Source organism: Franzmannia qiaohouensis (assembly GCF_031451695.1).
Lineage (GTDB): Bacteria > Pseudomonadota > Gammaproteobacteria > Pseudomonadales > Halomonadaceae > Franzmannia > Franzmannia qiaohouensis.
The window spans coordinates 92605-113782 of the sequence record NZ_JARWAM010000003.1 but is presented as its reverse complement, the minus strand read 5'-3'; the positions used below and the strand labels follow the sequence as shown (position 1 = coordinate 113782).

Genomic DNA, 21178 nt, shown 5'->3' with positions numbered 1-21178 from the left:
CATGAGCGAACAGAATTTCAGCCTGACGCTCGACGGCGTCGAGGTCATCGCCCATCCCGGCGAGACGCTGTGGCAGGTAGCCAAGCGCGCCGGGGAGACCATTCCTCACCTGTGCTACAAGGATGCCCACGGCTACCGCGCCGACGGCAACTGCCGCGCCTGCATGGTCGAGATCGACGGCGAGCGGGCGCTGGCGGCGAGCTGCCTGCGTCAGGCTGCGCCGGGCATGGTGGTCAAGAGTGCCAGCTCCGAGCGCGCGCGAATCTCCCGCGAAGCGGTCATGGAGCTGCTGATCGCCGACCAGCCCGAGCGTGAGCAGAGCCCAGACCGCGCCAGCCACTTCTGGGCCATGGCCGACCAGCTGGCCATCGATGCCGCGGCGGTGCGCGAGTGGCTGCCGCCGCGCAGCGCGCGCGATGCGCCCACGGTGCATCATGTCGCCGCGCGGGACGACGCCTTGCCGCACGCCGAGGGCCATGACGCCACGCACTCGGCGATGCACGTCAATCTCGACGCCTGCATCGAGTGCAACCTGTGCGTGCGCGCCTGTCGCGAGGTGCAGGTCAACGACGTGATCGGTCTCGCCCATCGCGGCGCGGCCTCCAAGATCGTCTTCGACTTCGACGACCCGATGGGCGAAAGCACCTGCGTGGCCTGCGGCGAATGCGTCCAGGCCTGTCCCACCGGCGCGCTGATGCCGGCCACGCTGATCGACGCCCAGGGCCGCGGCGACTCTCACGTGGCCGACCGACAGGTCGACTCGGTGTGCCCCTACTGTGGGGTGGGCTGCCAGCTCACCTACCACATCAAGGATGACGAGATCCTGTTCGTCGAGGGCCGCGACGGGCCCTCCAACCACAACCGGCTATGCGTCAAGGGGCGCTTCGGCTTCGACTATCCGCGCCATGCGGCGCGGCTGACCACGCCGCTGATCCGCCGGGCCGGGGTGGCCAAGGGGCTCGACCCGGACTTCGATCCGGCCCAGCCGCTGAGTCACTTCCGCGAGGCGAGCTGGGAGGAGGCGCTGGACGCCGCCGCCGGCGGTCTCACCGCGCTCAAGGCCGAGCGTGGCCCGGCGGCGCTGGCCGGCTTCGGCAGCGCCAAGTGCTCCAACGAGGAAGCCTGGCTGTTCCAGAAGCTGGTGCGTACCGGCTTCGGCTCCAACAACGTCGACCACTGCACCCGGCTGTGTCACGCCAGCTCGGTGGCGGCGCTGATGGAGTGCATCGGCTCCGGCGCGGTCACCGCCTCCTTCATGCAGGCCGAGCAGGCCGATGTGGTGATCCTCACCGGCTGCAACCCCACCGTGAACCACCCGGTGGCGGCGACCTTCTTCAAGCAGGCCGCCAAGCGCGGCACCAAGCTGATCGTCATCGATCCCCGCGGCCAGGCGCTGGGCGCCTACGCTCACCAGACCCTGCGCTTCACGCCGGGCAGCGACGTTTCGCTGTTCAATGCCATGCTCAACGTCATCGTCAGCGAGGGGCTCTACGACCAGTCCTATATCGACGCTCACACCGAGGGCTTCGAGGCGCTCAAGGCCCACGTCGCCGAGATGACCCCCGAGGCCATGGCACCGGCCTGCGGCGTCAGCGCCGAGGAGATCCGCCAGGTGGCGCGGGAATACGCCACTGCCGAGCGGGCGATGATCTTCTGGGGCATGGGCATTTCCCAGCACACCCACGGCACCGACAACGCGCGCTGCCTGATCTCGCTGGCGCTGGCCTGCGGCCATACCGGCCGCCCGGGCACCGGCCTGCACCCGCTGCGCGGCCAGAACAACGTCCAGGGGGCCTCCGACGCGGGCCTGATCCCGATGGTGATGCCCGACTACCAGCCGGTCTCCGACGCCCAGGTGCGCAGCGCCTTCGAGGAGCTGTGGAACACCGAGCTCGATCCCGAGCCCGGTCTCACCGTGGTCGAGATCATGGACGCCGTACATGCCGGCACCATTCGCGGCATGTATATCCAGGGCGAGAATCCGGCCATGTCCGACCCCGACCTCGACCACGCGCGGGCGGCCCTGGCCAAGCTCGAGCACCTGGTGGTGCAGGACCTGTTTGTCACCGAGACCGCTCAATTCGCCGATGTCATCCTGCCCGCCTCGGCGTGGCCGGAGAAGGACGGCAGTGTCACCAACACCAATCGCCAGGTGCAGATGGGCCGCGCCGCCATGCCGCTGCCCGGCGACGCCAAGCCCGACTGGTGGATCATCCAGGAGATCGCCCGGCGCTTCGGCCTGGCCTGGGACTACGGCCACCCCCGCGAGGTGTTCGCCGAGATGCAGCGCGGCATGCCGTCGCTGGACCACATCAGCTGGGAGCGCCTCGAGCGCGAGGACTCTGTGACCTACCCGTGCCCGGCAGACGACGCCCCCGGCGCCGACGTGGTGTTCAGCGACGCCTTCCCCACCGCCAGCGGCCGTGCCCGCTTCAGTCCCACCGTGCCGCTGCCGCCGGACGAGCCCATCGACGGCGACTATCCCACGGTGCTGACCACCGGTCGCCAGCTGGAGCACTGGCACACCGGCTCGATGACGCGGCGCGCCAAGGTGCTCGACGACCTCGAGCCCGAGGCGGTGGCCAGCCTGTCGCCGGGTGAACTGCGCCGCCTGGGCCTGCAGCCCGGCGACGCCTTGACCATTACCACCCGGCGCGGCTCGATCACCCTGGGCGCGCGGGCCGACATGCTGATGCCGGACGGCATGGTGTTCGTGCCGTTCTGCTACGCCGAGGCGGCGGCCAACGTGCTGACCAACCCGGCGCTGGACCCCTACGGCAAGATCCCTGAGTTCAAGTATGCCGCCTGCCGGCTGACCGCCGCCGCGGCGACGCCAGCGTAGTGCGAGGCCTTTATTGGAGGAGGGCTGTACCATGATGATCGCCGAACTGATCGACGGGGATGACTTTCGCCAGCGCCTGGTGGCGCTGGGCGTACAGCTCCCCGAGGGCGCCTGTCCCGAGACTTGCGCCCGGCTCGCCAGGCGTAAGCAGCACGAGGTCGGCGTGCCGGGGCTGGAGGCGGAGATCGCCGCACTGATGCAGCAGCGCGAGATCATGCTGCCCTCGGTGCGGCGTGCCATCGAGGATATCCTCCAGGCGCGTTAGCCTGGCCATTGCGACCCATGTGTCATTTTTCGCCACTCCTGGCCCGTCATGCGGGCCAGGTGGTGGCGTCTTGGGTGTGTGCGTAATAATTGTATCTATCTGTTTTTATGAGCTTTATTCCTTGCTTCTGGCGAAGTGGCGCGGTTTCTGCTTGGTCTGTGGTGACACCCAAGCAATCGTCAGGAGGCAAGGATGAACATAAGCACCAAAGCAAGCCGCAAATTCATGGCCGCCACCTCGATTGCCGCCATGCTACTGGGCAGCCTGGCACTCGCAGGCTGCGGTAATGACGACGATATGCCGCCGATGGAGGAGGAGCCAGCGCCGATGGAGGAAGATCCGGCAATGGACCAGCCCATGGACGAGGATCCGGGAATGGATCAGGGCATGGGCGACGACCCCGCCATGGATGACGACGGCATGATGGAAGAAGACCCGATGATGGAGGAGCAGGACGAAGAGTTCTGATCGTCCAGCCCATCCGGAATTGGTAGTTCGATTGCATGATGGCGGGGCACGGAGGCCTCGCTTGTCGACCGGCGACACGTTCGCCGGCAGGCCACACAGGGATGTGGCCACAATGGATCAGGAGGTTGTTCGCGATGATGTCCAAGACATTCTTGAAGACGCTGGGTATTGTTGGTGTATCGCTGGGGCTTACTGCCAGTCCGCTGGTGATCGCCGATATGCACGACGGTGGTGCGCCCGCCGATCCCGCGGGAACCTCGGATCCGGCCTCACCGGGCACCCAGGATCCGGCGACCCCGGGGACTGACCCCGCCGATGCCGAGCAGGGCACCGCCGATCCGACCACCGGCGAGCCGGGGACCGGCGACGAGCCTAGCGCCGGCATGCCGGAAGAGGAGGAAGCCGGCTTCGGTGATGGCGGCGAGGCCATGCCCGGCGAAGCGGACCCGCCCGCCGAGCACTCCGGCGAGCCGCTGCCGGAAGAAGAGGCTAACTGATCGCAGCGACTATCGTCAGCAGCACGGCTGACGAGCCTCGATCGCATACATCAACGGCGCCCCAGTAGGCGCCGTTGGCGTGTGCAGGGCGCCGAACAGAGAACGCTTAGGTGGCGTCGTCGTGGTCCTCGAGGCGGCGATAGAGGGTCTTGCGGGCGATGCCGAGGATATCGGCGGTGCGCCGCTTGTTGCCGCCAGTTGCCTCCAGCACCTTCTGGATATAGCGCTTCTCGACGTCCTCTAGACTCGGCCAGCTGGCGCCCTGGGCCGCGGCGGGTGTCACCTCGTTGCCGAGGGCGATGCGCTGCTCATCGGCGTGGCCGCGCAGGCGCTCTGGCAGGTCGTGGTGGCACAGGATGCCGTCCTCGGCCAGCGTGACCGCGCGCATGATGGCGTTTTCCAGCTCGCGGACGTTGCCCGGGTAGGGGTAGTTGAGCAGCGCCTGGAGGGCCAGCGGCTCGACCTGTTCGATGTGCTTGCCCTGCTGCTCGGCGTGCTTGTCGATCAGTGCGGCGGTCAGCCTCTCGATATCGCCCTCGCGCTCGCGAAGCGGTGGAATGCGCAGCGAAAAGGTCTCGAGGCGATAGAACAGGTCGCTCCTGAAGTTGTCACCCTCGATCTCCTTCTCGAGGTCGCGGTGGGTGGCCGCGATGATGCGCACATCGACCTGCTCCTCCTTTTCGGCACCAACCGCACGCACGGACCTCTCCTGCAGGGCGCGCAGCAGCTTGGCCTGCAGCGAGGGCGGCATCTCGCCGATCTCGTCGAGGAACAGGCTGCCGCCGTTGGCGGCGTGGAACAGCCCCTGGCGCGCCTCGTTGGCGCCGGTGAAGGCGCCTTTCACATGGCCGAAGAACTCGCTCTCCATCAGCTCCATGGGGATGCTGGCACAGTTGACGGCGATGAAGGGGGCGTCGTGGCGTGGGCTCTCGGCGTGGATGGCGCGGGCCAGTAGCTCCTTGCCGGTACCGCTCTCGCCGAGGATCAGAATCGGCGCACTGCTCCTGGCCAGCCGCGCCGCGTCGTGAAACAGCGACTGCATCGCCTCGCTCTCGCCGACAATGCCGTGGAAGTGCGGGCGGGCACCGCCGGCGCTCTCCAGGCGCGCCGCCAGGCGATGATTCTCGAGCACCCGGTAGACCGCATCGCGCACGCCCTCGAGGTCCAGCGGCTTGGTCAGGAAGTCATCGGCGCCGATCTTCAGTGCCTCCACCGCTTGCTCGATGGTGCCGAAGGCGGTGATCACGATGAAGCCGACCGTGCTGCCGTCGTGGCGCAGCCGCTCGAGCAGCTGCATGCCGCTGATACCGGGCAGCCGCACGTCGCTGATGATCAGCTCGACGCTCTCGTGGCTGAGGGTGGCGATGGCGTCCTCGGCGCTGGCGACTCCGAGGGTGGTATAGCCGGCATCCTGGAGCTCTTCCTCGAGCAGCTCGAGAATCGCCGGGTCGTCTTCGACGATCAGAATCGGCGGCGTCACGAAAGCCTCCTTGTCATGCGGGTTGCGCTCCTTGCGCGGGTGGCGGATCTTCGGTGGGGAAGTTCAGTTCGAATCCGGCGCCACCCAGGGCGCTGTCGAAGACCCCCACGGTGCCGCCGTGGTCGTTGATGATACGGTGAACCATCGACAGGCCCAAGCCACTTCCCTGGCCGACCGGCTTGGTGGTGAAGAAGGGGTCGAAGACACGGTTCTTGTCGGCTTCGCCGATACCTGGGCCGTCGTCCTCGACCTTGATATGCAGCTCACCGTTGAGTGTTTCAGCGCTGACCCGGATATGTCCGCCGGGGTTGGCCTGCAGGGCGTTGTGCATCAGATTGGTGAACACCTGCGTGAGCTGCTGGCCGTTGACGGTGAGCTCCGGTGCGGGGCTAGGTAGGGCAACCTCGACATGGCTGCCGCAGCGTTCGAGTTCATCCTCGAGCAGCTCGATCGCCGCGGCGATCAGCTCGTCGAGCCGGCAGCTCTCCTTCTCGACGTTGTGCTGGCGGCCCAGCTCCATCAGCTGGCGCACGATCACCACGATGCGCTCGACCTCGCTGCGGATACGGCCCAGCTTGGCGCGCTCGTCGTCGCCGATCACCTCGCGGCGTGCCAGCCGCTGGGCCTGGCCGTTGATCACCGTCAGCGGCGCGCCGATCTCGTGTGCGACGCCGGCGGCCAGCACGCCGAGTTCGGCGAGCTTCTTCGATTTGCGCAGGCGCTTCTCGAGCTCGATCTCCTTGCGCTGGCGGGCCTCGATATCGGCGTCCTTCTCGGCCATGGCGTCGAGCATGCCGTTGAGGGCCAGCGACAGCTTGCGATATTCGGCGGGGCCGTCGATCGCTGCGCGCTGGCTGCGGTCGCCCTTCTCGACCCGCTCCATGACCCCCAGCAGGCGATTGAGCGGTCTTTCGATATAGTGGCGAAAGCCCCACCAGATCATCAGCACGATACCCGCAGCGCCCACCGCGAAGACGACGACGGCGACGATGCTGATAAAACCAGTATAGTTCTCGATGCCGGTATTGAGCCGGTTGACCTGCAGCACCCCGCGGATCTCGCCGCCAGGCGTGGTCAGCGGTACCAGCGCCGAGTAGTAGTTCCAGCGCTCGTGCTGACGGTAGTCGCCGGTCGGTTCGCCGGCCTCGACCACGGCGCGGATGTCGTCGGCATCGAACAGCTCCTCGCCGAGCCCCAGGCCATAGATCTTGTCGCCCTGGGGGTCGAAGACGTAGGCGCCGTAGATGCGGTGGAAGGAGAACGCCGAGTGCAGCGACTCCTGCAGGGCGTCGGGGGTATCACGCTCCAGGGCGTAGCCCAACGAGGTGCCGATGGCGTGGCTGATGATCTGCACCTCGCTTTGCAGCTTGGTGCGCACGTTGTCTTCCAGTGACTTGATCGCCACCAGGCTGAATACCAGCAGGATCAGGAACAGCGGCACCAGAACCGTGACGATAATGATGTTGCGTAGGCGCATGCAGGCTTACCGCGACGTTCGGATCAGCGACTATCCCAACACGCCGCGGCGCGGAAATCCAGCCACCGACCGTTCAGCCCAGGGCTATCGCAGTTAACAGTACCGCTCGGACTGATCCGTCGACAGGCCTGCGAGGAGGCGCTGTGAACCCGTCCCTGGGCGCTACCTTGCGCCCTGCTGCGCTCTCGCATCCTGCTCCGCTTGCAGGACCAGTGCTGGCCATCCATGGCCAGCCCGTTCGGAGGAATCCTCCTCACCCAAGGCGCAAACCTCCTCTTCGACCTGTCCCCGGCGTCCTACGCTTAAGGGCAACTGCGATCACCCGTCCTTTCAGCCGGTGGCCAAGGGGCGAATGTCAGCCCTTAACCATGTGCAGGTGGGGCGCGGTGTGGCCGATATTCTCCTGCATGCGCTCGCTGTACCAGTCGATGAAGTCGATCACGCCGAACTCGTAGGTCGTCGAGTAGGGGCCTGGCTGATAGGCCCGGGAGTTGATGCCGCGCTGGTTCTCTTCGGCGAGGCGGCGATCCTGATCGTTGGTGGCGTCCCACACCTTGCGCAGCTGCTCGGGGTCGTAGTCGACGCCGGCCACGGCATCGGCATGCACCAGCCACTTGGTGGTCACCAGCGTCTGCTGCGGGCCGAGTGGCAGTACCCGGAATACCACGGCGTGGTCGCCCATGAAGTGGTTCCAGGAGTTGGGCAGGTGAAGGATGCGCAGCGAGCCCATATCGGGGCTCTGCAGGCGGCCCATCAGCTTGCGACAGCCCGGCTTGCCGTCCATGGTCATCGACACGGTGCCTTCCAGCAGCGGGGTGCGGGTCAGGCGGTTGCGCTTGCCGAAGCGCTTGAGCTGCCAGGGCACCTGCTCGGCGTCCCAGTCGGCCTGCTTGCGCGCCACCTGGGCCTTGTAGGCCGGGGTGGCCCGTGGGTCGTCGGTGTCATCGAACTCGAGCAGGGTGTTGAGCAGCTCCGGGTGGGCGCCGTTGCAGTGGTAGCACTCGCGGTTGTTCTCGATCACCAGTTTCCAGTTGGCCTGCTCGACGATCGACGACTCCACCGCGACCTTGGTGTTGGCCATGTCGTAGGGCTCGAGGTAGTGCTCGAGGGTGGCCAGCAAGTCGTCGATGGCCGGCGGCTGCTCGGCGAGGCTGACGAAGATGAAGCCACCGGCGGTGCGCACCTGGATCGGCTTGAGGCCGTACTGGTTCAGGTCGAAGTTGTCGCCCATGTCGCTGCCGGCGAACAGCAGCCGGCCATCGAGTTCGTAGGTCCACTGATGGTAGGGGCAGACCAGCTTGGCGACCTTGCCCTTGTCCTTGACGCAAAGCCGCGAGCCGCGGTGACGGCAGACGTTGTGGAAACCGTGGATGGCGCCCTCGGCGCCGCGCACCAGGATCAGCGGATTGTCGCCGACCTCGAGGGTCATGAAATTGCCCTTGGCGGGTATTTCACAGGCCATGCCGGCGAACAGCCACTCCTTCTCGAAGATCTCCTGCATGTCCAGGGCGAACAGCCGTGCGTCATTGTAGAACGGCTGGGGCAGCGAGAATTGCGGGGTGCGCTGGGCGAGCATGGTGCTGGTGGCCTCGCGGGCGCCGGCCAACGGATCGTCGAGACGCTCGTGTGACATCGAGTCCATGAAAACGCTTCCTCTGTAACGGGGCCGCATGCAGCGGCACGGGACGGTTGTCGGTGGGTGTGACCGGCGCGATCGGGGATACTTGGTGGCGAGTTTGGATCAGTCGCTCGCTGCACGGTTGTCTGGCGACGACAAGGCGTGATGCAGCGGCGACGCATGGGGCAAGAATCCTGCCTGGGGCTGGGACGGGTGGGCATGCCGATGTCGCAGACAGGCATGTGGAATGGCCGCACTGTGCGCAGAATTCGCAGCAACCGGTACCGCCATGTGAGAGCGGTGTCCATTTCATGACCGCAGCCCAGGCGAGTGTTCCCATGTCCATGAACTTCCTCAACCCGGTCACCACCCAGACCTGGACCAATGGCCGCCACCTGGTGCGCTGTGTCAAGGTGATCCAGGAGACCTGGGACGTACGCACTTTCTGCTTCATGGCCGAGCAGCCGGTGCTGTTCTTCTTCAAGCCTGGACAGTTCGTGACCCTGGAGCTGGAGATCGACGGCGAGCCGATGATGCGCTCCTACACTATCTCCAGTTCGCCCTCGATCCCCTACAGCTTCTCGATCAGCGTCAAGCGGCTGCCCGGTGGCAGGGTCTCCAACTGGCTGCACGATCATCTGCGCATCGGCGATGAGCTGGCGGTACACGGCCCGGTGGGCAACTTCAATGCCATCGACTACCCCGCCGAGAAGATCCTGATGCTCTCCGGCGGGGTGGGCATCACGCCGCTGATGTCGATGGCGCGCTGGTTCTTCGACACCAACGCCGCCGTGGACCTGGAGTTCGTGCACAGCGCACGTACGCCGCGCGACATTCTCTTCCAGCGCGAGCTGGAGCATATCTTCACGCGAATCCCCGAGTTCAAGCTGCATATCGTCTGCGAGCGCAGCGACGATCTGGGCGAGACCTGGGCCGGCTTCCGCGGCTATCTCAGCCAGGCGATGCTCGAGCTGATGGCGCCGGATTTCATGGAGCGTGAAATCTTCTGCTGCGGCCCGCCCGCCTACATGAACGCGGTCAAGCGCATCCTGCGCGACAACGGCTTCGACATGGCCCACTACCATGAGGAGTCGTTCGGCGCCACGCCGCTGGCGGTGCAGGAGGACGTGCTGGAGCTGGTCGAGCAGGCCGAAGCCGAAGCCGAGGAGCTCGATACGGCGGACATGCTCAGCGTCGAGTTTTCCGCCACCGGCAAGAGCGTGCGCATCCAGCCCGGCGAGACGGTGCATGCCGCCGCGGCCAAGCTTGGCCTGCACATTCCCAAGGCGTGCGGGATGGGCATCTGCGGTACCTGCCGCGTGCCGCTGAGCTCGGGGCAGGTCAACATGGAGCACAACGGCGGTATCACCGACGAGGATATCGCCGAGGGTTATATCCTCTCCTGCTGCAGCATGCCCACCGGCAATGTGGTGGTGGAGTACTGAGGCGAGAGGGCGTGCTGAGAGCCCCGTGTCGCGCTGCGGCATGGGGCTCTCGCGTTACAGGTCCTTGACCAGCCTCAGGGCGTCATAGATCGCCGCATGGGTATTGCGTGACTCGACGGCATCGCCGATGCGGAACAGCTGGAAGCCACCGTTCGCGTTACGAATGACGGCCTGGGCCCTGCCGGCGATCAGGTCGTCGTAGTCTACCTCGCCGGCGTTGCGGGAGTGTGGCTTGAGCGCGAAGTAGATGTCGGCCATCGGCGTGATGCCGTAGTTGACCACTACCTGGTCGATGCGCCGCGCCTGGTTCAGGTCCAACTGCCCTGGTGACGCATAGTCGCTGGTAATAGTAGCCAGCAGCTCACCGCCATCGCGCTGCACGGACTTCAGCCGGTAGGTGGGCGTGAAGGTGACGTTGGGGCGCTGCAGGGCGCGCATGTAGGGCACCAGGTTCATGGCCATGATCTCCGCCGAGAAGGTGCGGTCCGGCGTCATGATCTCGAGTTCGGCCCCGCTGGCGGCGATGATCTCCGCCGCCTGCATGGCGGCATGATCGCCGGCGTCATCGAACAGCAGTACCCGGTTTCCCGGCGCTACGTGCCCGGAAAGGATATCCCAGGTGTTGACTACCAGGTCGTGCCCGACCTCGGGCTGGTCTTCCATGGGGTAGCCGCCGGTGGCCACGATCACCGCGTCTGGCTGCTCGGCGAGCACCTCCTCGGCCTCGGCCCAGACGTTGTAGCGGATCTCGACGCCGAGCGCGTCGCACTGTGCCAGGCGCCAATCGATGATGCCCAGCATCTCGCGGCGACGCTCGCTCTGCGCGGTGAGGCGCACCTGGCCGCCGGCATCGCTGGCGGCTTCCAGCACCACCACTGAATGGCCCCGCTCGCCGGCGACCCGGGCGGCTTCCAGGCCTGCGGGCCCGGCGCCGATGATCACCACCCGGCGCCGCTGCGCGGCCTTGGGGATGGTGTGGGGCATGCTGGTTTCGCGCCCGGTGGCGGCGTTGTGGATGCAGTAGGCGGCGCCGCCCTGGTAGATGCGGTCGAGGCAGTAGTTGGCGCCCACGCAGGGGCGGATCTCCTCCTCGCGGCCTTGCATGATCTTGCGCACGATGTGCGGGTCGGCCATGTGGGCGCGGGTCATGCCGATCATGTCGACCTTGCCCGAGGCGATGGCATGGCGCGCGGTGGCGACGTCCTGGATCTTGGCGCCATGGAAGGTAGGGAAGTCCACCTGGCGTTTGATCTCGCCGGCGAAGTCGAGGTGCGGGGCGCTGGGCATGCCCTGGATGGGGATCACGTCGGTGAGCCCCGCGTCTGTGTCGATATGCCCGCGGACCACGTTGAGGAAGTCGACCAGGCCGCTCTGCTTCAGGCGGTGGGAGATCGTCATGCCCTCCTCGGCAGTGAGCCCGCCGGGCAGCATCTCGTCGCCGGTGTAGCGCACGCCGACGATGAACGCCTCGCCGACCCGCTGGCGAATGGCGCGCAGCACCTCGAAGGTAAAGCGCAGCCGGTTGTCGAGATCGCCGCCGTAGGGGGCGTCCAGCGTGTTGGTCAGCGGCGACCAGAACTGGTCCATCAGGTGGCCATAGGCCTGCAGTTCGATGCCGTCGAGGCCGGCGGCGTGCATGCGCTCGGCGGCATCGGCGTAGTCACGGATCAGTCGCTCGATGTCCCACTCCTCGACCTGCTTGGGAAAGGCGCGGTGGGAGGCTTCACGGCGGTGCGAGGCGGATACCGCCGGTAGCCAGTCGCCCTTGTCCCAGCGGGTACGCCGGCCCAGATGCGTCAGCTGGATCATCACCGCGGTGCCGTGCTCGTGACAGGCGTCGGTGAGCTCCTTCATCCACGGCACCACTTCGTCCTTGTAGGCCAGGATGTTGTTGAACACCGGCGGGCTATCCTTGGCCACTGCCGCCGACCCGGCGGTCATGGTCAGGCCAAGGCCGGCGCGGGCCCGCTCGGCGTGATATTCGCGGTAGAGCGCCTTGGGCATGCCATCTTCGGGGTAGGCGGGCTCGTGGGACGTCATCATCAGCCGGTTTTTCAAGGTCAAGTGCTTGAGCTGAAAGGGCTGCAGCAGCGGATCGTTAGCCATGGTCGGGGCTCTCTTGTGGGGGCTTTCTTGTTGTCTCGTTTACGGCGCTAGCGGCGTATGTACACCAGGGTCATTGAAATGTACATTGATGTACATTGGCGGCGCAAGCAGGACACACCAGCACGTGAGCCATTGCTGCTCACCGTGGCCTACGGCATGCCTAGCGGCTTGGCAGCGGAGCCAAGGACGGCCTAGCGAGGGGGTGTTGGAGAGTGCCCGTGCCGGGCATGGAAGCGCTTCAGGTCGCGAGGCCCCGGGGGTTGGCCGGTGAAGATTTCCACATAGTCAGGGATGCGCTGCATGCGCACCTCGAGCGGCTCCTGGGTTTTCATCGAGATATAGCCGATCTGGGTCAGGTAGATGGTGCGCCCGCGTACGTTGGCCGCCAGCGGCTCGACGCCGTAGCGTTCGAACATGCGAGTCAGTGCGTCGATACGCTCGGCGTCGGCAGCCTCGATTTCACGCTCCACTGGCGCCGACTGCAACGCCCAGCTGCGCATGGCAAATTCCAGCGGGGAGTCGAACAGTTGAGGATTCAGCCAGCAGTCGAAGACATTGAGCATCGCCTCGGCGATATTCTCGGCGTAGGCCTCGGTCTGGCGCACCAGGCCCAGGGTATTCTTCTCTCGCCAGCGTGCGATCAGGGCATCGAGCAGCGCCTCGCGGTCCTTGAAGAACCAGTAGAAGCTGGTGCGGGAGAGTTTGAGGCGCTTGGCCAACGGGAGGATACGTACGCTATCGACGCCCGACTCGATCAGCAGGTCGAATGCCGCATCGAGCCAGACGTCGCGTGATCCCTTGGCAGGGGGCGAAGCGGTGGGTGGCATGGTGGCGGTCTCTGACATCGTCGAGGCAAAGTGTACATAGGTGTCATGTTCATGTACACGTTGCCTCTAGGCTGGCCGTCGCCCGCGCCTAGTTGTCCGGCTCGAGCCTGTAGAGGCCATCGTCGCCCGAATCGGTGAGCAGGTAGATGTAGCCGTCGCTGCCCTGATGCACTTCGCGAATGCGGCCGATCTCGCCGTCGAGCACGATCTCGCGGTGGGCGACCTCTCCGTCTTCCATGACCAGCCGCTTGAGCTGCTCGCTGCGCAGCCCGCCGGCGAGCAGGTTGCCCTGCCAGGCGGAGAATGCCTCGCTGTCGACCTGGGCCAGGCCCGAGGGTGCAAAGCGGTCCTCGTAGATATAGCGCGCGTCCTGCATATCCGGGTGGGAGTCCTCGCCGATCGGCTCGCGGGTGCCGTAGTCGACGCCGCGGCTCACCGTCGGCCAGCCGTAGTTCTCGCCGGCCTCGATCAGGTTGAGCTCGTCGCCGCCCAGCGGGCCGTGCTCGCTGGCCCAGATGGTGCCGTCGGCATCCACCGCGAAGCCTTGGATGTTGCGATTGCCGATGGAGTAGATCTCGTCCAGCGCCGCGTCGTCGTCGACGAAGGGGTTGTCGTCGGGCACGCCGCCGGTCTCGGTCAGGCGCAGCACGCTGCCGGCGTGGTCACCGGCATCCTGGGAGCGCTCGGGCTCGACGCCGCGGTCGCCGACGGTCATCAGCAGGCTGCCGTCGGGCAGCCACGCCAGTCGCGAACCGTAGTGGCGACCGGGCTGAGAGTAGCGGTCCTGCTCGAACAGCTCCTCGACGTCGACCAGCGCCTCGCCGTCCAGGCGTGCCCTGGCCAGGGCGCTGACGGTGCCGCCGTCGCCGGGCTTGGAGTAGCTGAAGTAGATCCACTCCTCGCCGTCGGCGTAGGCGTGGTGCAGGGTCACGTCGAGCAGGCCGCCCTGGCCGTTGGCGGCCACCTCCGGCACGCCGTCGAGGTGGGTGATCTCGCCGCCGTCGATCAGCGCCATGCGCCCGGCGCGCTCGGTGACCAGGAAACGCCCGTCGGGCAGCTCGGCGATGCCCCAGGGGTGCTCCAGGCCGCCGGCCAGCTGCACGATGCGCAGCGCCGTCTCTTCGCTGTCGATGCCCTCGGCGACCAGCTCCTCGGCATGGGCGCTACTCAAGCCCAGCAGGCCGCCGGCGATCAGCGCGCTGCCCAGCATGGCACCTTGCGATGTCTTGCCCAACTTGCTCATGATCTCGCTCCCTGTGTCGAACTCACTGACATGGATGGATGACCTTCACCCTAGCAGAGACCCCGGCGGGGGCGATTTTCTCCACTACATCATGATCGCCAGCAGGATTGGCAGGTAGATGAACGACAGCAGGGTGGAGCAGAACACCAGCCCGGCGACGTACTTCGGCTCGCGGCCGGAGCGCTGGGCGAACAGGTAGTTGAACACCGCCACCGGCATGCTCATCTGCAGTACCAGAATGCTGTGGGCCAGGGGCGGCAGGCCGATGACGGTACCGATGCCCCACGCCAGCAGCGCCGCGGCCAGGGTGCGGACCACGCTGAAGCCAATCCCCGAGGAGAGGTTGCGGGCCTGAATGCTGGCCAGCGACACGCCGAGGGTGATCAGCATCAGCGGCACCGTGAACCCCGAGATCAGGTCCACGGTGTTGTCCAGCCAGCGCGGCAGGGCGGTGTCGGTGAGCAGTAGCGCCAAGGCGATGCCGATGGCGTAGACGGTGGGGGTGCGGGCCAGGGTGCGCAGTGGGCGGCCGCTCCTGCTGTGCATGGCGGTGCCGAAGGTGAACTGCACCAGCGATACGGTGACCATCGAGGCGATGGCGAAGGCGAAGCCGCTGCTGCCAAAGGCATATAGCGCCACCGCCAGGCCCATGTTACCGGTATTGGGATACATCATCGGCGACAGCAGTACCCGCCAGTCCTTGCGCAGCAGCGGCGCCACGGCGAAGGTCAAAAGGCCCATGGCGACGATCACCAGCAGGGTGCCGAGCATGGTGCGGCCGAAGCTGCCGGCATCAATCTCGGCACCGCTCAGCGAGGCCAGGATCAGTGCCGGGGTGCCGATGTTGAAGACCAGCTTGGTGACGAACTCCACCGGGTAGGCGTGGCCGAGGCGAATCCAGGTGAAGCCCAGGCTGGCGCCGACGAAGACCGGGGCCATCACGGCAAAGAGTTCGACGAACATGCGCTGTCCTTGGTTGTGCTGCGGTGCGGTCGACGCCGCCGCTAGCGACGAAGGTCTAAGATGATGCGCTATTGTCGTCGATTCATGCTGCGCTGCAAAGGCTGGGGCGATGTCGCAACCCGACAGCTCTGTCGCAAACGCATCGGGTCGTGACGTCGCCAAGCATCTTGGTTGGCGGGGCGGGGGATACCATCGCCGCAAGTGAAATCAATCACCGCTCATCACCGTGCTTCTGGAGGCCCTGATGCCACATCGCGACGGCTTTGCCTATACCGACACCCTGGCGGCATTCGATGCCCCGCTGGCCGCGGCCATCGCCGAGGAGACAGCGCGTCAGGAGGCGCATGTCGAACTGATCGCCTCAGAGAACTATGCCAGCGTGCACGTCATGCAGGCCCAGGGCACGCAGCTGACCAACAAGTATGCCGAGGGTTATCCCGGCAAGCGCTACTACGGCGGCTGCGAGCACGTCGACGTGGTCGAGTCGCTGGCCATCGAGCGCGCCTGCGACCTGTTCAGCGCCGACTACGCCAACGTTCAGCCGCACTCCGGGGCCCAGGCCAATGCCGCCGCCTTCATGGCGTTGATCCGCCCCGGCGACACCGTGCTGGGCATGAGCCTGGCCCACGGCGGCCACCTGACCCACGGCGCCGCGCCCAACTTCTCCGGCAAGCACTACCACGCCGTGCAGTACGGCCTCGACCCGGCCACCGGCGAGATCGACTACGCCGAGGTCGAGCGGCTGGCCCATGAGCATAACCCCAAGCTGATCGTCGCCGGCTTCTCGGCCTACTCGCGGGTGGTTGACTGGCGGCGTTTCCGCGCCATCGCCGATGCCGTCGGCGCCTGGCTGCTGGTCGACATGGCCCACGTGGCGGGGCTGGTAGCCGCCGGCCTCTACCCCAGCCCGCTGCCCCACGCCCACGTGGTGACCACCACCACCCACAAGACCCTGCGCGGCCCTCGCGGTGGCCTGATCCTCTCCGCCAGCGGCGATGCCGACCTCTACAAGAAGCTCAACGGCGCGGTGTTCCCCGGCCAGCAGGGCGGGCCGCTGATGCACGTCATCGCCGCCAAGGCGGTGGCCTTCAAGGAGGCCATGAGCCAGGCGTTCGTACAGTACCAGCAGCGCGTGATCGACAACGCCCGGGCCATGGCCGGCGTGTTCATGGCCCGCGGTTTCGACGTGGTCTCCGGCGGCACCGACGACCACCTGTTCCTGGTCTCGCTGATCGAGCAGGGCGTCACCGGCAAGGACGCCGACGCCGCCCTGGGCCGGGCGCATATCACCGTCAACAAGAACGCCGTACCCAACGACCCGCAGAGCCCCTTCGTCACCTCCGGCCTGCGCATCGGCACCCCGGCGGTCACCACCCGCGGCTTCAGCGTCGACGACTGCGAAGCCTTGGCCGGCTGGATCTGCGACATCCTCGACGTCCTGGCCGCAGGCGACGACAGCACTGCGGTGGAAGCCGAGGTGCGCGCCCAGGTCGAGGCGCTGTGTGCCCGCTACCCCGTCTACGCTGATAGCCGGCACACCGACGCCGAGCGGCACGGCGCCATCGCCTGAGTTAGGCGCGGGCTATATGTCATAAGCAAGCTTGCGAGAGTCGCGTCTCCGGATGCCCAGGCAGGCTAGCCTTGAAGATTGTGCTCTTGGCTAGCCTGTGTCTTTCGAAAGCGGCCAGGTGGAATATCGAATAGCTGGTGGAAGCTACGTCGGAAGTGGGAAATACTGATAAACCCAGTGGCTACGGCGATGTCGGTGATGGACTTGTTTGTCTGTTGCAGTAAGCGGCGAGCATGAGTCAAGCGAAGTTCGAGATAGTAGCGTGACGGGCAGGCATCTACATGTCGTTGAAACAGACGTTCCAACTGCCGTCGGGAAATATCGATGCAGTCGGCGATTTCGTGGATGGAGAGCGGTTCTTCTATATTATTCTGCATGAGTTCTAGCGCAATTTTTAATGGCTGAGGCAAGGTCGGGTCATGGTCGATGCTGATGACGGATATATCGGCTATTTCTTGTCGCTTGTCGCAACTGAGGATCTCCTCAATGGCGTTGGTGAACTCTTCTCCGCAATCACGCCGCACCATCTGCAGCATCATGTCCAGCGAGCTGTTGGCTCCCGCACAAGTCAATCGTTCTCTATCCAGGACATGGTGGTGCTTGGAGACCGTGACCTCGGGAAACATCTCTCGCAGGGCAGTACGCCCGTCGGGGTGGTAGGCACATTCGTACCCATGTAGCAGCCCGGCATCGGCAAGGAACCAAGCGCCATTCCACAAGCCACCTAGTGTGACTCCTACCTTGCTGGCCGCTTTGAGTTTATTGCGTATACCTTGGGCTTGCTGCAGTTGAACGCGCAACCCGCCGCAGATGATCAACATATCTAGCTGTCTTTCATCGAGTTCCTCGAGTTGACAGCTGACGGGCGTCTCGATATGTAAGTCGCTCAATACGTGCTTCCCTGAAATGCTAGCCACTATTACCTCGTAAGGTGTAGAGGGGCGCATCAGGTTGGCAGTCACCAAGGCATCCACTGCACCGGTGAAGGCCATCATGGAAAAGTGCTCCAGCAGTACGAAAGCAACCTTGCGCGTCTGGGGCGGCCCGATGGGGTGAGAGCCGGGAGGTAAGTAAGCCCTGTTCTTGTTCTTGAGCAAGCTTTCGAAATGAGCGGCCATGTGAGAATGGGCTCCTGATGTTGGGTCTAGGATAGGGACTGTCCCGGGTAGACCAAAGTCCAAGATACGCAAAGTGGTGCCAAAATCAAAGTCGTCGCTCTGCGGCATCAAGGTGTCGCATGCGGTCCGCTACTGAATGGGGGGCGCGGGGAGAATGAAATTCTCCTCCTCATTCGAAGGTTGTGAATCGATGAAAGACAACAAAATCAACAAATTAAAGATTTTCTTGCCGCTGCTGGGCTTCGCCTTGGTAGCATCCGATGCCCAGGCGAGCGAGATCACACTGAATTTCCATAGCGGTCTGGCGCAATCTCGCCCCGAGGCGGAACATATCGAGGAGTTTGCACGACTGGTAGAGGAAAAATCCGCAGGCGAACTGAAGATCGACGTCTACCATGCTGGTGCACTGGGGCTCAAGGAAGCGGATATTCTGCGTACTCTGCAGCGCGGCATGGTGGATATGGCACTGCTGTACGGTGAGTATTATACACGTGATGCTCCGGCTCTCTCGGCGGTGTATGCCCAAGGTGCGATTACCGAACCCGAGCAGCACCTCGACATCCTGCCCGTCATCAAGGAGCTGTATGACGATGGCTTCGCGCAGTGGGATATTCACACCGTGGGTGGTGTGGTAGCGCCAGTATTCGACGTAGGGTTGCACTGCAAGAGCCCCGTCAACACCTTGGAAGACCTGCAGGGTAAGAAGGTAAGAGTTTGGTCTAGGCACCTGGTCGAGACCTTCGATGAGCTGGGTATTGCAGCTCAGGTGATTCCTCAGAACGATATGTACATGGCCCTCCAGACCGGTGTCGTGGACTGCGCCTACTATCTCTCTACCGTCGCCAAGACGATTTCTCTACAGGAAGTCACCGAGTACGAGGCCTATCTACATCCATGGGCCGCGGCGCCTTGGATATTCGGCATCAGTGAGCGGGCTTTGGGACGACTCAACGAGAATCAGCGCCAAGCGCTGGAAGAGGCCGGCCAGGAAGTCTGGGATATCACTCGTGAGCTGGCCGTGGATCCAGAGCGAGAGGCCGAAGCACGGGCAGAGCGTGAGGAGTTGGGTATCACCGTGCTGGAGCCATTCTCCGCTGAGGATGTCGAGACCTTTGTAACAGCAGCCTGGAACAACTGGCAGAGTCTGGCGGAGAACGCTGGCGAGGATGGCCTGCGGTACTACGAAACAGTGACCGAAGCACTCTCCGAGTGAGGTCTATCCATCGGGAGCCAGTAGCTGGCTCCCGTTTTTTTCATTTCAGGGTGGACTGATCGATGCTGAAGAAAATGAGCGCCATCATTGAGCGATCGGCTCATGGCGCCTTTCTGCTGGGTGTGCTCAGCGGTATTACGATGACGGGGCTGATCTTCGTCAGTACGCTAATGCGCTATATTGGCGGTCGGCCAGTGCGCTTTTCCGACGAACTGGCCGGCTTGTTGTTCCTTTCCATGACCTTCCTTTGCCTGCCCTACGTGCTGGACAAGGGACGCCATATCCGCATAGAGATCGTGCGAAGAATGGTGCCTGAGCCAGCGGCCAGCATTCTGGATGCGATCGGCACGCTTACCTTGGTGACCTTCTGTGTCGTGTTCGCCTATGAGGCATGGAGCTTCATGGAGTTCTCTCACTCCATCCGATCTCGAACGGATATTAGCGGCATTCTGCTTTGGCCCTGGATGACGCTCATGCCTATTTCCATGCTGCTATGCATACTGGTGCAATGTCGCCATGGCATACGTCAAGCACCTAGCGACAATGTGTCGCCTGGGGAGGTGGCACCATGAGTTGGTTACTGCTTAGCGGTGGACTTGCCGTACTTCTTACTAGTGGGGCAATACTGGGTGCAGCGCTGGGGTTGGTTGGCATGGCGCTGCTGTATTTTCAAGCTAATGGCGCTACCCCTTTGGCGATCACCGCCTCTTGGAATATGCTGACCGACTTTACGCTGAGCGCGGTGCCGCTGTTCATTTTCCTGGGAGAAATTCTCCTGGCGAGTGGCATATCCAAGCGAGTTTATAATGGCCTGACGCCACTCTTTGCACGTGTGCCGGGGCAGCTGCTTCATACCAATATTGCAGTATGTACACTGTTCGGTGCTGTCAGCGGCTCCAGCACCTCGACCGCCGCCGCCATCGGCTCGGTAGGTTATCCCGAGCTGAGGTCGCGCGGCTATGACCCGGGTATGGTGGTAGGCAGCCTGGCGGCGGGCGGCACCCTGGGCCTATTGATACCGCCGAGCCTGGCGCTGATCATCTACGGCGCCACCCAGAATGTGTCCATCGGCACCTTGTTCATCGCGGGTATGCTGCCTGGACTGATGATTGCTTGTGCCTTTTCCATATGGATCATAGTGCGTACCAAGTTTGGCGGGCCGGTTGCGCCGGAGTCACAGGGGCGAATGGACTGGCTAGCAGTGGCCCGCGGGCTCAAGGAAATCTGGCCGCTGCCAATATTGATCTTCTTCGTTTTAGGAACAATTTACTTGGGTATAGCAACGCCTACGGAGTCCGCCGCTCTGGGGGTTGTTGCTAGTATTGTGCTAGGCATGACATGGGGGAATCTCAACCTGCCCAAACTGTGGCAGGCATTTAAAAATGCCTCCCTGATGTTCGCAGCAATTGGCATGATCTTGCTCGGCACGGTAATTCTATCTCAGGCCGTCAGTCTGTTGGGTATTCCCCGATCTGCGGTAGATGCTATCAGTGGTTTTGGCCTGGGTCCCTACGGTATTCTACTGTTAATCGTCATCGTCTATATTGTGCTTGGTTGTTTCTTCGATGGTATTTCACTGCTGTTGATGACGCTGCCTATCACATTCCCTATGATTATTGGCCTTGGGTTTGATCCCATCTGGTTTGGCATCGTCGTTACCCTGCTGGTTGAGATAGGAATGATAACTCCTCCCATGGGGCTGAATCTTTTCGTCTTGACGTCCATTTCCAAAAACGAAGTCGACCTTACCACTGCTGCCAAGGCTTCCTTGCCCTATTGGCTGATACTGCTGGGAGCGGTGGGGCTATTCACACTGTTTCCCGAGCTAATCCTCTGGGTCACACGCTGGTAGCGCGCTAGATAGCTTCATGCTGCCCATGTTGCCATGGGGTTTTTGCAGGGCAGGCCGCGTTTCTCTGGCCTGCCTGTCGCAAATGCGACCCGGCATGACGCTGGCGAGTAGTTCACCTCGCTGAACGGCTTCTACCATCGTCGTCAGTGATGCAGTTGCTCACAACCATGAAACTGCGCCTAGCGCAGCCACTC

17 protein-coding genes are annotated in these 21178 nt (G+C 64.1%); 9 read left to right on the top strand and 8 right to left on the bottom strand.

Translation table 11 applies throughout. From position 1 onward, the window contains the following. Position 1 precedes the first annotated feature (1 nt). From fdhF to QC821_RS04680, 4 genes are all read left to right on the top strand, one after another. A complete protein-coding gene (fdhF, locus tag QC821_RS04695) occupies positions 2-2842 on the top strand; it encodes a formate dehydrogenase subunit alpha (RefSeq protein WP_309717692.1) in 2841 nt (946 codons plus the stop codon). A 31-nt stretch (positions 2843-2873) separates the two neighbouring features. Then, complete coding sequence (locus QC821_RS04690; protein ID WP_309717689.1) at positions 2874-3107, top strand: hypothetical protein; 234 nt, start codon at positions 2874-2876, stop codon at positions 3105-3107. A gap of 192 nt (positions 3108-3299) precedes the next feature. Continuing rightward, positions 3300-3575 carry a hypothetical protein gene (locus QC821_RS04685; protein WP_309717686.1) on the top strand — a complete coding sequence of 92 codons (276 nt, stop codon included), beginning with the start codon at positions 3300-3302 and terminating at the stop codon, positions 3573-3575. A 134-nt stretch (positions 3576-3709) separates the two neighbouring features. Then, a complete protein-coding gene (locus QC821_RS04680; protein WP_309717685.1) occupies positions 3710-4072 on the top strand; it encodes a hypothetical protein in 363 nt (120 codons plus the stop codon). A 106-nt stretch (positions 4073-4178) separates the two neighbouring features. On the opposite strand, the gene QC821_RS04675 is transcribed toward QC821_RS04680, so the two are convergent. The 3 genes from QC821_RS04675 to QC821_RS04665 form a co-directional block, all read right to left on the bottom strand. Further along, complete coding sequence (locus tag QC821_RS04675) at positions 4179-5552, bottom strand: sigma-54-dependent transcriptional regulator (RefSeq protein WP_309717682.1); 1374 nt, start codon at positions 5550-5552, stop codon at positions 4179-4181. Between the two features lie 13 nt (positions 5553-5565). Further along, positions 5566-7029: a sensor histidine kinase gene (locus QC821_RS04670; RefSeq protein ID WP_309717680.1), complete on the bottom strand. Its 1464-nt coding sequence runs from the start codon at positions 7027-7029 to the stop codon at positions 5566-5568. 355 nt (positions 7030-7384) lie between these two features. Further along, positions 7385-8671 (bottom strand): aromatic ring-hydroxylating oxygenase subunit alpha, encoded by a 1287-nt coding sequence (locus QC821_RS04665; protein WP_309717676.1) that lies wholly within the window; start codon positions 8669-8671, stop codon positions 7385-7387. 314 nt (positions 8672-8985) lie between these two features. Between QC821_RS04665 and QC821_RS04660 the strand changes: the two genes are divergently transcribed. Next, the gene (locus tag QC821_RS04660) at positions 8986-10092 is read left to right on the top strand and encodes an FAD-binding oxidoreductase (RefSeq protein WP_309717674.1); all 1107 of its coding nucleotides are present in this window, start codon (positions 8986-8988) and stop codon (positions 10090-10092) included. Between the two features lie 54 nt (positions 10093-10146). Here QC821_RS04660 and QC821_RS04655 read toward each other — a convergent pair whose 3' ends face one another. From QC821_RS04655 to QC821_RS04640, 4 genes are all read right to left on the bottom strand, one after another. Then, the gene (locus QC821_RS04655) at positions 10147-12198 is read right to left on the bottom strand and encodes an oxidoreductase (protein ID WP_309717671.1); all 2052 of its coding nucleotides are present in this window, start codon (positions 12196-12198) and stop codon (positions 10147-10149) included. 191 nt (positions 12199-12389) lie between these two features. Then, on the bottom strand, positions 12390-13025 hold the full coding sequence (locus tag QC821_RS04650; RefSeq protein ID WP_309717668.1) for a TetR/AcrR family transcriptional regulator: 636 nt from the start codon (positions 13023-13025) through the stop codon (positions 12390-12392). An 88-nt stretch (positions 13026-13113) separates the two neighbouring features. Next, a complete protein-coding gene (locus QC821_RS04645) occupies positions 13114-14268 on the bottom strand; it encodes a PQQ-dependent sugar dehydrogenase (protein WP_309717666.1) in 1155 nt (384 codons plus the stop codon). Between the two features lie 84 nt (positions 14269-14352). Next, positions 14353-15231: an AEC family transporter gene (locus tag QC821_RS04640; RefSeq protein ID WP_309717663.1), complete on the bottom strand. Its 879-nt coding sequence runs from the start codon at positions 15229-15231 to the stop codon at positions 14353-14355. Between the two features lie 244 nt (positions 15232-15475). On the opposite strand from QC821_RS04640, the gene glyA reads away from it, so the two are divergent. Further along, on the top strand, positions 15476-16801 hold the full coding sequence (gene glyA / locus QC821_RS04635; protein WP_309717660.1) for a serine hydroxymethyltransferase: 1326 nt from the start codon (positions 15476-15478) through the stop codon (positions 16799-16801). Positions 16802-16866: 65 nt separating this feature from the next. On the opposite strand, the gene QC821_RS04630 is transcribed toward glyA, so the two are convergent. After that, positions 16867-17919, bottom strand: coding sequence for a GlxA family transcriptional regulator (locus tag QC821_RS04630; protein WP_309717657.1), 1053 nt, complete (start codon positions 17917-17919; stop codon positions 16867-16869). Between the two features lie 190 nt (positions 17920-18109). Between QC821_RS04630 and dctP the strand changes: the two genes are divergently transcribed. From dctP to QC821_RS04615, 3 genes are all read left to right on the top strand, one after another. Next, positions 18110-19132, top strand: a complete 1023-nt coding sequence (gene dctP / locus QC821_RS04625; RefSeq protein ID WP_309717655.1) for a TRAP transporter substrate-binding protein DctP — start codon at positions 18110-18112, stop codon at positions 19130-19132. A gap of 62 nt (positions 19133-19194) precedes the next feature. Beyond that, entirely contained in the window at positions 19195-19704 is a 510-nt protein-coding gene (locus QC821_RS04620; RefSeq protein WP_309717652.1) for a TRAP transporter small permease, read from the top strand. Next, on the top strand, positions 19701-20984 hold the full coding sequence (locus tag QC821_RS04615; protein WP_309717649.1) for a TRAP transporter large permease: 1284 nt from the start codon (positions 19701-19703) through the stop codon (positions 20982-20984). Before QC821_RS04620 ends, QC821_RS04615 begins: the two co-directional genes overlap by 4 nt. The last annotated feature ends 194 nt before the right edge of the window (positions 20985-21178 follow it).